At 34.5% G+C, this 13,621-nt stretch carries 9 protein-coding genes; 6 read left to right on the plus strand and 3 right to left on the minus strand.

Features of this window, described 5'->3' with window-relative positions:
* Nucleotides 1-445 precede the first annotated feature (445 nt).
* From ppdK to MT340_RS01730, 6 genes are all read left to right on the plus strand, one after another.
* Nucleotides 446-3,070 (plus strand): pyruvate, phosphate dikinase, encoded by a 2,625-nt coding sequence (ppdK, locus tag MT340_RS01705; RefSeq protein ID WP_243588502.1) that lies wholly within the window; start codon nt 446-448, stop codon nt 3,068-3,070.
* A gap of 4 nt (nt 3,071-3,074) precedes the next feature.
* Nucleotides 3,075-3,905: a pyruvate, water dikinase regulatory protein gene (locus MT340_RS01710; RefSeq protein WP_243588503.1), complete on the plus strand. Its 831-nt coding sequence runs from the start codon at nt 3,075-3,077 to the stop codon at nt 3,903-3,905.
* Between the two features lie 269 nt (nt 3,906-4,174).
* The gene (gene lqo, locus MT340_RS01715) at nt 4,175-5,665 is read left to right on the plus strand and encodes an L-lactate dehydrogenase (quinone) (protein ID WP_243603518.1); all 1,491 of its coding nucleotides are present in this window, start codon (nt 4,175-4,177) and stop codon (nt 5,663-5,665) included.
* 488 nt (nt 5,666-6,153) lie between these two features.
* A complete protein-coding gene (locus tag MT340_RS01720; RefSeq protein WP_243603519.1) occupies nt 6,154-7,593 on the plus strand; it encodes a 6-phospho-beta-glucosidase in 1,440 nt (479 codons plus the stop codon).
* Nucleotides 7,594-7,771: 178 nt separating this feature from the next.
* Nucleotides 7,772-8,623, plus strand: coding sequence for a class I SAM-dependent methyltransferase (locus MT340_RS01725; RefSeq protein ID WP_243588504.1), 852 nt, complete (start codon nt 7,772-7,774; stop codon nt 8,621-8,623).
* 183 nt (nt 8,624-8,806) lie between these two features.
* Nucleotides 8,807-9,388 (plus strand): PadR family transcriptional regulator, encoded by a 582-nt coding sequence (locus MT340_RS01730; RefSeq protein WP_243588505.1) that lies wholly within the window; start codon nt 8,807-8,809, stop codon nt 9,386-9,388.
* A gap of 596 nt (nt 9,389-9,984) precedes the next feature.
* Here the strand turns inward: MT340_RS01730 and MT340_RS01735 are convergent.
* The 3 genes from MT340_RS01735 to MT340_RS01745 all read right to left on the minus strand — a co-directional run bounded on the left by MT340_RS01735 (nt 9,985) and on the right by MT340_RS01745 (nt 13,446).
* Nucleotides 9,985-10,875, minus strand: coding sequence for a fructose bisphosphate aldolase (locus tag MT340_RS01735; RefSeq protein WP_243588506.1), 891 nt, complete (start codon nt 10,873-10,875; stop codon nt 9,985-9,987).
* Between the two features lie 392 nt (nt 10,876-11,267).
* Nucleotides 11,268-12,629, minus strand: coding sequence for an FAD-dependent oxidoreductase (locus MT340_RS01740; RefSeq protein WP_243588507.1), 1,362 nt, complete (start codon nt 12,627-12,629; stop codon nt 11,268-11,270).
* A 190-nt stretch (nt 12,630-12,819) separates the two neighbouring features.
* A complete protein-coding gene (locus tag MT340_RS01745) occupies nt 12,820-13,446 on the minus strand; it encodes an LPXTG cell wall anchor domain-containing protein (protein ID WP_243603520.1) in 627 nt (208 codons plus the stop codon).
* Nucleotides 13,447-13,621: the final 175 nt, after the last annotated feature.

The following is a 13,621-nucleotide window of genomic DNA, read 5'->3' on the forward strand; positions in this document are numbered from 1 at the left end:
CTTAGAACGCCTTACACAAGTGCATTCGCACTTGTGTTCAATATAAAGATCGCCAAGAGTCGCGCAACGTCATTCGTAGTTCATCTTAGAATTACTTACTTAAGGGTTTGAGCATTTAAATTCATTAAAATTACTGCTCTATCAGTTATCAAACTTATAAAAATACTAAACTAAATTGACAAAACACTTCTATGAATAATCATAGGAGTGTTTTTAATTTTGAAAAATATAGTTTAGAATAAATTAATGTTAAGAAATAGTATGACACAATTAAGCGCGAAATAACAGTTGAACGTTAAAAAATAAGTTTGTTCTTATATAGCATTAATTGTGTCTTTTTTGTAAACCATTGCTGAATAATTGTAGTTTTATTTGTATTTTGATTAATTATATGACATACTCTAAATTGATTAGTATGACATAATAATTAATTGAGGTGACATATATGACTAAATATATATATGCTTTTGATGAAGGACAAAAATCGATGAAAGATTTACTTGGAGGTAAAGGTGCTAACCTTTCTGAAATGAAACGTTTAGGTTTACCCGTACCTGATGGTTTTACAATTACAACGGAAGCGTGTATTGAATATTTACGCCAAGGTCAATCATTATCGACAGATGTTAAAACGCAATTGATTGATCATCTTGCGGCATTTTCAGAGAGAACAGGTAAATCATTCTCTTCAGATAGCAATTTATTATTAGTATCTGTACGTAGTGGGGCGAAAATTTCAATGCCTGGTATGATGGATACGATTCTTAACTTAGGATTAAATGATGATAACGTGAAGAAATTAGCTGAGAAAACAGGCGACGCACGTTTCGCATATGACTGTTACAGACGTTTATTACAAATGTTTGGTGAAGTTGTATATAACGTGCCTATGCAAGCATTTGATACATACTTTGAAGATTATAAACAACGTCATAACTTTGAGAATGATGCTGCAATTACTGCAGATGGTTTACAAGAAATTTGTGAACGTTTTAAAGAAATTTATGTTGAAGAAGTGTATAAACCTTTCCCACAAGAACCTTTAAAACAATTGGAAGAAGCTGTGGAAGCTGTATTTAAATCTTGGGATAACGACCGTGCACGTATCTACCGTGATTTAAATGACATTCCACACGATATCGGTACTGCCGTAAACATCCAAGAGATGGTCTTTGGTAATAGTGGAGACAATAGTGGTACTGGGGTAGCCTTCACGCGTAATCCAGTAAGTGGTGAGAATAAATTATTTGGTGAATACTTATTAAATGCCCAAGGGGAAGATGTGGTAGCGGGTATTCGTACGCCTAAAGACATTTCAACATTACATGACCAAATGCCAGAGGTGCATCAAGAATTCGTAGATGTGACGAAACAATTAGAAGAACATTATAAAGATATGCAAGATATCGAATTTACGATTGAAAATGGCAAATTATATTTATTACAAACACGTAATGGTAAACGCACAGCCCGTGCTGCGATTAAAATTGCTGTTGATTTAGTAGAAGAGGGCTTACTTACTAAAGAAGAAGCGGTAACGAAAGTAGAAGCGAAATCTATCGATCAGTTATTGCATCCTAATTTTGATGAAAAATCTTTAAAAAAAGCGACGGCTATTTCGAAAATGGGATTACCAGCAAGTCCAGGTGCAGCAACAGGACAAATTGTCTTCTCAGCTGAAGATGCTAAGGCACAAGCAGACGCAGGCAAGAAAGTCATCTTAATGCGTCCAGAAACATCACCAGAAGATATCGAAGGTATGGTGGCAAGTGAAGCGATTGTGACAACGCATGGTGGTATGACATCTCATGCAGCGGTGGTAGCACGTGGTATGGGTAAATGTTGTGTTACAGGATGTTCTAATTTAGAAATCAATACAGTAGCTAAGACGGTTTATTATGATGGTGGCGAATTACATGAAGGCGATACGATTTCAGTCGACGGCGCTAACGGCGATATCTATCAAGGTGAAATCAAAACAGTAAGTGCAGAGCACAGTGAAGAATTTGCAAGCTTCATGAAATGGTCTGAAGACGTTGCACGCTTAGATGTGCGTATGAATGCTGAAACACCTCAAGACATTGGAGCAGGATACAACTTTAATGCGAAAGGTATTGGTTTAGTGCGAACTGAGCATATGTTCTTTGGTGCTGAACGTCTTGTTGAAATGCGTCGCTTTATCCTATCATCTTCATACGAACAACGTGTAGAAGCATTGAATAATATTCGCAAATATCAAATTGAAGACTTTGAAGCGATATTTAAATTATCAGGAGAGCGTCCTACGATTGTGCGTTTACTTGATCCACCGTTACATGAATTTTTACCAAATTCGGATGAAGATATTGAAAATGTAGCACAACAACTCGATATTTCTAAAGAAACATTGAATAAGCGTATCGTAGACTTGCATGAAGTGAACCCAATGTTAGGTCATCGAGGCTGTCGTCTTGCTATCACATATCCAGAATTATATGAAATGCAAGTTGAAGCGATTATGGGTAGTGTCTTAAAACTTAAAAAAGAGGGTATAACATGTAAACCTGAAATCATGATTCCATTAGTATCAACAGTGGAAGAGTTTACAACATTAAAAGATAAACTTGTAAAAACAATTGAGAAGTTGGAAGAAGAGAAAGGCGATAAAGTCGATTACTTAATCGGAACAATGATCGAAACACCACGTGCATGCTTAGTGGCAGATGAATTAGCTCAACATTGTGACTTCTTCAGTTTCGGTACGAACGATTTAACACAATTGACATATGGTTTCTCTAGAGATGATGCAGGTAAATTCATAAATGTGTATACTGAAAGTAATATATTGAAACTTGACCCATTCCAAACATTGGATAAAGACGGTGTTGGAAAATTAATCGAAATTGCAGTCGAACAAGCGAAGAAAGTAAATCCTGATATTAAAATTGGAGTGTGTGGTGAATTAGGTGGCGATGCGAAGTCGATTCGTCGCTTCAATCAATTGGCTATCGATTATGTATCATGTTCACCATTCCGTGTACCAGGTGCAATATTAGCGACAGCTCAGAGTCAAGTGGAGGAAAGCGAGTAATAACGTGAACGAAACGCAATCTAATGAACAAATTTTAAAGTTATTTATAGTATCTGATTCTATTGGTGAAACAGCACAACGTATGATTCATGCAACTTTAACGCAATTTCCAGATTTGACAGATGTCGAAATCAAGAAATTTCCTTATATTAAAGATGAAGAAGAGTTCTTAAATATTTTAAATTTAGCACACGACCAACATGCGATTGTTGCAACAACACTTGTAAGTGAATCTTTTAATACATTAGGTCATGAATTCGCACGTGAACATGAAATTCCATACGTCGATTACATGTCAGATTTAATTAGTATTATTGAAAAGGTTACTAAGCATGAACCGCTAATGGAAAGTGGCGCTTTGCGTAAACTCAATGAAGAATATTTCAAACGTATTGAAGCCATTGAGTATTCAGTTAAATACGATGATGGTAAACATTTTACAGATATAGGTGAAGCGGATGCGTTAATTGTGGGCGTATCTCGTACGTCTAAAACGCCATTAAGTATGTATTTAGCGAACAAAGGCTACAAGATTGCGAATATTCCATTGGTTCCGGAAATTAGTATTCCAGACAACGTGTTTAAGCAAAAAGGACTGAAAGTATTTGGTTTAACAGCAAGTCCGCAGTACATTGCGAATATTCGTAAAAATCGTGCAGAAACATTAGGGTTATCCAGTGAATCAAGATATAACAATCTCGATCGTATTAAGAAAGAACTTGCGTATGCGGAAGAAGTATTTAAAAAGTTAAATGCAACTGTGATTAATACGGAATATAAATCTATTGAAGAATCAGCATTTTATATTGAAAAGTTCTTACAACCAAAACTATAAAATGATGGAATAAAGACGTTTAATTGTCATTGAGGCAATTAGACGTCTTATTTTTGTGGATTGAATTGAAAACAAATATATTAAATCAAGAATATATTAGATTATAATTTTATTTAAGTTTATTAGATTTACAATTTACTATATTTGTTTTAACATAATAGTGAAAGACTTAACAAACAATTCTTGCAATTAAATGTTACTAAAATAAAGGGAGAGTAAGTAATATTTATTAAATTGTTAATTAAATAACTTTGAAGAGGTGTACAACCATGACAGAATCAAAAAGTGTGATTTTAATTGGTGCTGGTGTTTTAAGTACAACATTTGGTTCAATGTTAAACGAGCTTGAACCTAATTGGAACATCAAGCTATATGAACGCATGGATCGACCAGGTCTTGAAAGTTCTAATGAACGTCATAATGCTGGAACTGGTCATGCTGCATTGTGTGAATTGAACTATACTGTACAACAACCAGATGGCTCAATTGATATCGAAAAAGCGAAAGAAATCAACGAAGAATTCGAGATTTCTAAACAATTCTGGGGTCACTTAGTAAAAGCAGGACATATTGAGAACCCAAGAGAATTTATTAATCCTCTACCTCATATTAGTTTTGTTAGAGGTGTCAATAATAAAAAATTCTTGAAAAAACGCTACGAAGCGATGAAAGAAGCGCCAATGTTCGATAACATCGAATATACTGAAGACATCGAAGTAATGAGAAAATGGATTCCATTAATGATGAAAGGCCGTGTTGATGATGGCAAAATGGCTGCTAGTAAAATCGACGAAGGTACTGACGTTAACTTCGGTGAATTAACTCGTAAAATGTCGAAACACTTAGAGGAAGACGATAATGTTGAAGTTAAATACAGTCATCAAGTATTGGACTTTGAACGTTTATCTAATGGTAAATGGTCAGTTAAAATTAAAGACCGTAGAACTGGTAACGTATTCGAAGAAGAAGCAGATTATGTATTTATCGGTGCTGGCGGTGCCGCAATTCCTTTATTACAAAAAACAGGCATCCCTGAAAGTAAACATTTAGGTGGTTTCCCAATTACAGGACAATTCTTAGCTTGTACTAACCCACAAGTAATTGAACAACACGATTCAAAAGTTTACGGTAAAGAGCCACCAGGCACACCACCAATGACTGTACCACACTTAGATGCACGTTATATTGAAGGGGAAAGAACTTTATTATTTGGACCATTCGCGAATGTAGGTCCTAAATTCCTTAAAAATGGTTCAAACTTAGATTTATTCAAATCTGTTAAACCTTACAATATTACAACTATGTTAGCTGCAGCTGTTAAAAACTTGCCATTACTTAAATATTCATTTGATCAAATCATCATGACTAAAGAAGGATGTATGAACCACTTACGTACGTTCTATCCTGAAGCTCGTGATGAAGATTGGGAATTATACACTGCAGGTAAACGTGTACAAGTTATTAAAGATACTGAAAAAGAAGGTAAAGGATTTATCCAATTCGGTACAGAAGTGGTTAATTCTGAAGACCATTCTGTAATTGCTTTACTTGGTGAATCACCAGGGGCTTCTACATCAGTATCAGTAGCGTTAGAAGTACTTGAAAAGAACTTCCCAGAGCAAATTGGTGAATGGAACGCGAAAATTAAAGAAATGATTCCATCATATGGTGAATCATTAATTGATGATGTTGAATTAATGAGAAGAACACGTCGTCAAACTTCTAGAGATCTTCAATTAGGGTTTTATGACGAAAATTAATATAAAACTAGCCACTCCGTAATTTATATGGGGTGGCTAATTTTATATTCAATACTTTTTCAATGTGTAGACTTATAAAGGCATTCTAAGATAGATGTTCACTCGTTTAAGTTGTTGCGCTTTCCTGTGGGAAAGGCTCAAGCCTGTAGTCTTGAGGCTCTTTCTTTTCCACTAGGAGTCTCCACAACTACACTTCATAATCTATCTTAGAACGCCTTACACAAGTTCACTTGTGTTCAATATAAAAAACGTCTAGAGTCACGCAACATTTGTAGTTCATCATTAGGATTCTTATGCATGTATTTTCTTAGGAATATACCTTCAATGCTACGAATATAAATTTTAAAACTTACTCTAATTTACTTCATTAATTAAAACTTCCATTTCAACTTTTAATTAGTTATTTATATAAGAGTTTAAATTAGCAATCGTTACTATATTCCCTACTTATTTGATATATTTAAAGAAAAAATAGAGGGGTTTTAATGATGTCTAAATTACCAAAAGATTTTCTATGGGGTGGCGCTTTAGCAGCAAACCAATTTGAAGGTGGTTATGATCAAGGTGGTAAAGGTTTAAGTGTTATTGATGTGATGACGGCAGGTGCCCATGGTAAGGCACGTGAAATTACGCAAGACGTGGAACCTGGTAAATATTATCCTAACCACGTAGGAATTGATTTCTATAATCGTTATAAAGACGATGTGAAACTATTTAGCGAAATGGGCTTAAAATGTTTAAGAACATCAATTGCTTGGACACGCATTTTCCCAAATGGCGATGAAACTGAACCGAATGAAGAAGGTTTAAAATTCTATGATGACTTATTTGATGAATTATTAAAATATGATATTCAACCTGTTATTACACTTTCACATTTTGAAATGCCGTTACATTTAGCTCGCGAATATGGTGGTTTTAGAAATCGTAAAGTAGCAGACTTCTTTGCCCATTTTGCAGAAACTGTATTTAAACATTACAAAGATAAAGTGAAATATTGGATGACATTTAATGAAATTAATAACCAAATGGATATTAATAACCCTATCTTCTTATGGACTAATTCAGGTGTGTCCCTATCTGAAGATGATCATCGAGAAGAAGTGTTATACCAAGTAGCGCATAATGAATTAATTGCTAGTGCTAAAGCGGTTAAAATTGGGAAAGAAATTAATCCAGAATTTGAAATCGGGGCTATGATTTCTCACGTGCCAATCTATCCATATAGCTGTAATCCTCAAGATATTATGGAGTCTGAAGTAGCGAGTCGTATGCGTTTCTTCTTCCCGGATGTCCAAGCGCGTGGTTATTACCCAGGTTATGCTAAGAAGATGTTTGAACGTGAAGGCTTCAACATTGGCTGGCAAGATGGCGATGATGAAATTTTACATGAGGGTAAAGTGGATTACATCGGTTTCAGTTATTATATGTCTACCGTCGTTAAACATGATAACGAAGCAAGTGTTGAAGATAATATCGTTAATGGTGGTTTACCAAATTCAGTCGACAATCCTTATATTAAGAAGAGTGATTGGGGTTGGGCAATTGACCCAGTTGGTTTACGTTATACATTGAATGCTTTATATAATCGTTATCAAATTCCTTTATTTATTGTTGAAAATGGATTTGGAGCAGTAGATGAGTTTGATGAGCATGGCAACATCCATGATGATTACCGTATCGAGTATTTACGTGAACATATTGAAGCAACCATTGATGCCGTAGATAAAGATGGCGTTGAATTAATGGGTTACACACCATGGGGTATTATTGATATTGTGTCATTCACAACTGGTGAAATGAAAAAACGTTATGGTTTAATTCATGTTGATCGTGACAATGAAGGTAATGGCTCATTAAAACGTACGAAGAAAGATTCATTTGACTGGTATCGTAAAGTTATTGAGTCAAATGGCGAAGAATTATAATTGTAAAATTTTATTAGATATCGTGTAATAAAAACTAAGCTTTTAATCACTTTTAAGAGAGAGGTGTTGTCCTACTCTTGAGTGATTAAAAGCTTTTTTCAATAGCAAGCCTATGAGTTTATGTATGATAAATGGGAGTGTAAGATAGACATATATAAACTGACAAAGGAGTTTCCTCATGCCAAAAGATATTTTTAGCAACCAATTCTGGGAAGAAGCTTGGAAGAATGATGAAAACACTCAAGATAAAAGAATGAAACGTGCAGGTTTAGGGGATCCGCATGCACCTGAATTTGAAAAGTGGGCTGAAAACTTTAATAAAAATTCATTTACTGAAGAAAGCCAGAAACGTACCAAACGTATTATGGACTGGGTCGAGAAACAAACAGATTCATTTAGTAATTTAAGTATATTAGATGTAGGCGCGGCATCTGGCGTGTTTAGTATTCCATTTGCAAAAAAAGGCGCTAAAGTTACAAGCTTAGAACCATCGCCTATATTACATGATATGTTGAAAGATAATGCACAACACTACGGTGTAGAAGTAGCAACGGTAAATCAATCATTTGAGGATATGAGTGTAGAAAACATAGGCAATCATGACTTAGTATTTGCCTCAATGTGCCCAGCAGTAACGACGTGGAAAACGATTGAGAAAGCAATCGATATTGCTCAGAAATATGTTTATGTAAGTTTAATCGCAGGACCTAAAGAGAATTCTATCGTTGATGAAGTTGTAGCATTTTTAGGAATAGAAAGTCAGGAAATGACTGCAGATATGTATTACTTACTTCAATTACTGTATTTCAATGATTATACGTATGAAACATTAATTGAACGTCATACACAACATAATGACAAATCGATTGATGACGTTATGCAGCAATTGCCAAACTGGTTAAAAGAGGTTGAAGTTGAACTAGATGAACAACAATTTGCAAGTGTTGAACAATATTTACGAGATAAATATGGCGATAACGTACCTGTCGTAACTGGAGGTAAATTTGGAAAAGTATTAATTCATGTGTAGTGAGGATTAAAAATAAAAAATAGTGATTGTTGAAATACTGTTCTGACAAGGTTTGTTGGAGCAGTATTTATTTTTATTGAAATTATTACGATATATCGCTTTACACATAACGATATATCGTTTATTATAGCGATATATCGAAAAAGTAATTAAATAATAATTTAAGAAAAGGTGATTAATATGATGTTTAGAAGACATATGCAAGATATGAGACAAGGTATGCAACGATTTGAACAATTTGATGGAGGTAAAGGACCTAGAGGTTTTGAAGGATTTGGTGGTTTCGGTGGACGCCGTGGTGGCGGACGTGACAGATTCTTCAAAAAAGGAAATTTACAATTTGTTATTTTAAAAATGTTAGAAGAAGAATCACGCCATGGTTATCAAATTATTAAAGATTTAGAAGAACGTTTTAAAGGGTTTTATTCACCAAGTCCAGGTTCAGTTTATCCAATTCTACAAATGTTAGAAGACAGAGAATTTGTATCAATTTCAAAAGAAGGTAACAAAAAAATCTATACTATTACAGATGAAGGTAAACAATTTTTAGAAGAGAATGTTGACCAAAACGAATTTACACAACGCTTAGAAAAATTCAAAAATGTAGATTTCGAACAAATGAAAGCATCTCGTGAGCAATTACAAGAAGTCTTCCATGGCTTTATGAAGGCTAGCCAAAGTGCAATGCAAGATGAAGAAAAGAAAAAAGAATTAGATGCATTAATTGAAGAAACTAAAGAAAAATTAGAAAAAATTTATAAATAATTCTTCGGAGATATATAGAAATAGATATTTAAAATGCCGGCTGGTCCAATTGAACCAGTCGGCATTTACTTAATTTCGAGCGGAGTTATAATTGAACTTCGCCGGAATGATAAACGGGCTACAGTGAGCAGATTGCTCAGCAATAATACGCATCGCGCTAAAACTAAAGAACAGTTTTCGCTTGATGCTAGTAATTGTTCGCAATCTAACCACTCACTTTCGCACCTTGTGATAAACGGGCTACAGTGAGCAAGTTTTTCGGCAGAAATACTCAAAGCTCGACAAAACTTGAAGAACAGTTTTGCTCACTTTTCGATTCTGCTCAAAACCTAACCGCTCACTTTCGCACCTTGTGATAAACGGGCTACAGTGAGCAAGTTTTTCGGCAGAAATACTCAAAGCTCGACAAAACTTGAAGAACAGTTTTGCTCACTTTTCGATTCTGCTCAAAACCTAACCGCTCACTTTCGCACCTTGTGATAAACGGGCTACGAAAAGCAGGTCGTTCGACAATAATACGCTAATCGCTAAAATCAAAGAACGATTTTTGCTCATAGCTAGTTATTGCTCGCGACCTAAGCGCTTTTCTTCGCACCTTAGTTTTTATTTACTGATGCGTCGTAGATTGAGTCTACTGCTTCGCCTAATGCTTTATCAAATTCTTCTTGTGATTGGCTAGCGCGTAAGTCACTTGCTAATGCACGTGAGAAGCTTGCGATTAATTCGTCGTTATCTTTTAATAATTTGTTAGCTTCGTCTCTGCTGTAACCGCCTGATAATACAACCACACGTACAACATTTGGATGATCTGCTAATTCTTTGTATAAGTTAGCTTTAGTTGGGATTGTTAATTTTAACATTACTAATTGATCTTCGTTTAAAGCATCTAAACCTTTTTTAAGTTCCTCTTTTAATACTTCTTCAATTTGAGCTTTGTCTTTAGCATTAATATTAACTTCAGGTTCGATGATTGGTACTAAACCTTTAGCAATGATTTTTTCAGCGATTTCAAATTGTTGTTCAACCACGTCTTTAATACCTTGTTCGTTTAATTCTAAGATATTAGAACGCATTTTTGTGCCGAAGATGTGACGTTCAACCGCGCGATCTAAAGTCTCATCTAAATCATTGATAGGTTTCATTAATTGAACACCGTTTTGTTGCTCAGCTAAACCTTTGTCTACTTTTAAGAAAGGAACAACGCCTTTATCAGTTAAGTAGTCACCAGTATATTTGCCTTCAACTTCACGATCCATAGTTTGTTCGAAAAGAATCGCACCTAAAATTTTATCTGCAGAGAATGAAGGAGAAGTAACAACTCTAGTACGCATATCGTGTACAAGTTGGAACATTTCATCATCGTTGCTGTATTGATCTTCATTGACACCATATTCTTTTAAAGCTTTAGGAGTACTACCGCCACTTTGGTCTAGCGCCGCGATAAACCCTTTTCCTTTAGATACTTTTTCTAATTGTTCTTTGTTCATTACTCTTTCCACTCCTTTAATTAACTTTCATATTTATTATGATAAAAATCAATTACATTCTCAAGTTAAATAGCTCATATTTATTGAAAATTCTTAATTAACAGTTTATAGTTTCATAAATTGTACTAATTTATTTCATAAACTTTAATGTGGTTGAATATTTTTACTGAAAATATGCTATTCTAGATGCAAGCTAGGTTCTCTTATTTAGGATATTATTAAACCTTACAAATCGCTTACTATTCTAAATAATGAGAGCCTACTTATACATATAAAGTCATCTTAGTTCTAATACATTAAGTATTGGACACTAAGATGACTTTTTTTATTGAAAAACTCAGTGAAATGTCAATATGACGTCTCACTGAGTGTATTTCATCTATTTAAATGAATTAGAATAACATTTTATCGCTTCCAAATGTATCGTCTAATGCTTGTTGTGCCAGTACATTGAGATAATGCCATGGACGATCATAATCAGGTTGGAAGAAGAAATCTTGAACCGCTAACTGTTCTAAAGTAAAACCAGCTGATATCGCTACAGAGATTACATTGATAGCATCAGTTACATTTTCAGTAGACATCACTTGTCCACCTAAAATTTTATGGCTATCTTCATCGTAAATCACTTTCATGTGAATAGTTGTATCGTCTTGTCTAAATTTAGGATGAATAAGTTCTTCGACATATTTTTGGCCTAGACTGCCGTCATAGCTATCTGCTTCAGAACCATGTACACCTGTTTGACCAAATTTATAATCAAATAATTGTAATCCAGATGTACCTGAAACGCGTGGCATTGTCATATCTTTGCCAGCCATATTTTTAGCTGCTACTACACCTTGTCGACGTGAATTAGTTGCTAGGGCAATATAGCGATCTTCTTCAATCGGTGCAAATGGAATAAGTGTTGCATCCCCACCTGCATATACGTCTTTTGCAGAAGTTCGTTGTTGATGATCGATGTTAATAATACCTTTTTTGCCTAAATCAATTTTGCCATCTAGCCATTCAGTAGCAGGTGCTACACCAACTGCGAATAAGACTGTATCTGCTTCGTATTCAGTTTTATCAGTTACAACTTTAGTAACATTGCTGTCGTTATCTCCTGAAAGTGATTGAACAGTTTCGCCACCTTTAAAGTAAAGACCATGTTTTTCAGAATTTCCCTCTAGAATATCAGTGAATTCTTTATCAAGATAAGTGCTTAAAATTCTGTCAGCAATATCAACAATTGTAGTTTCTATACCAGCTTTAGCAAAAGCTTCAGCAGCTTCAATGCCAATGTAGCCACCGCCTACTACCACAGCTTTTTTAGCTTGAGGCATGCGTTGTTTAATTTTATCTGCCCACTCACGACCACGCATAAAGAAGACATTATTATATTTATCAATGCCTTCTACAGGTGGTGTGACAGGTTTACCACCTGGGCTTAGGAATAATTTGTCATATGAAACTTCATTTGATTGGCCATTTTGTTCTACTGTAATCACTTTTTTATCAGTATCTAAATCAGTAACAGTGCTATTTGTGTGAATATTTACGCCTTGATCTTTATAAGATTTTTCGGAAGCATAGTGTAATGAATCAAGTGATGGCGCCACATCTTCTAAATAACTTTGAATACCACAAGATAAGAAAGAAGGTTTGTCTCCACTTTCGAATACTTCAATTTCAGCATTTGAATCTTCTTTTAAAAGTGTTTCAATTACTTCATATCCTGCATGTGAAGTACCAACAACTACATATTTCATAATTCGATTCCTCCTTAAAGAATTCACGATCTAAGTTATGTGACTATGCGATGAATTCCATTTATACATTAAGAAGATACCCGTTACTATTTTGTCTATTCATTTGTAAGGGCTTTAGACTATACTTTTCAAAAAATCGTCATAAACTAACGCCTTTCAACTCAAATTGTTGAAAGGCGCACTTTGTATATTATGAAACTTTTTTATTTGTTCTATTTATCATTAAGGCGCTTCCTAATAAAAGGAATAAACCGCCGAATAATTGACTGGATTGTTCATGTGATGCTTCACCCGTTTGAGGTAAAGATTTGTGTGAGTCATGTTGCTTTGATTTGTGTTTATTTACTTTTTTAGTGGAAGGGACTTCTGAAGAATCTACATTACCTACATAGTACGTATTAAGTTCGCGTGCGCAATCTACTGAAGCGATTTTTGATTCTTCTTTATGTTGAGGTTCAATCTCAGCTGCTTTAGCTATACCGTGTTCAGCATGTGTTTCTCCATCTTGAAGTTTATTAAATTGACTGTATTTATCATTTTTATATTCTACTTCACCAGTTTTATAGACTTTGTAAACCCCGTTCCCAGCATTTAATTTATTTTGACTGATGATTTCAAAGTAATCGCCCTTATCTACTGCTTTTTTGAAGTTTTGTAAATCAGGGTTGCCTCCACTGTTTGACATCGCCATTGTTGCAACTTGTTGAGCATTATCTTGCGTTACAAATTCTGTAGCAGATGCATGAGATGGATTTGTTACAGTTAATAAAACTGTACTTGTTAAAACAGTTGATACAATTAGAGAGACCTTCCTCACAATGAAAACCCCATTTCATTTATTATCAATTACAACTTTAGTGTAGCACTGAAATAACAGTTGAATAGGGATTTAAAGTAAACATTATTGAATTTTTAATCTAAGTTAAAGAAAGCATAGTTTGTAAATATAAGTTAATGATAGTAAAGATTTTTTTAAGATTTTCATGTCTAGG

This window comes from Staphylococcus sp. NRL 16/872 (assembly GCF_022815905.2).
Taxonomy (GTDB): domain Bacteria; phylum Bacillota; class Bacilli; order Staphylococcales; family Staphylococcaceae; genus Staphylococcus.

Excerpts from the sequence above, each read along its gene's own strand:
- ppdK (WP_243588502.1), top strand. The coding sequence starts at position 446 with ATGACTAAATATATATATGCTTTTGATGAAGGACAAAAATCGATGAAA.
- lqo (WP_243603518.1), top strand. The coding sequence starts at position 4,175 with ATGACAGAATCAAAAAGTGTGATTTTAATTGGTGCTGGTGTTTTAAGT.
- MT340_RS01720 (WP_243603519.1), top strand. The coding sequence starts at position 6,154 with ATGTCTAAATTACCAAAAGATTTTCTATGGGGTGGCGCTTTAGCAGCA.
- MT340_RS01725 (WP_243588504.1), top strand. The coding sequence starts at position 7,772 with ATGCCAAAAGATATTTTTAGCAACCAATTCTGGGAAGAAGCTTGGAAG.
- MT340_RS01730 (WP_243588505.1), top strand. The coding sequence starts at position 8,807 with ATGTTTAGAAGACATATGCAAGATATGAGACAAGGTATGCAACGATTT.
- MT340_RS01735 (WP_243588506.1), bottom strand. The coding sequence starts at position 10,875 with ATGAACAAAGAACAATTAGAAAAAGTATCTAAAGGAAAAGGGTTTATC.
- MT340_RS01740 (WP_243588507.1), bottom strand. The coding sequence starts at position 12,629 with ATGAAATATGTAGTTGTTGGTACTTCACATGCAGGATATGAAGTAATT.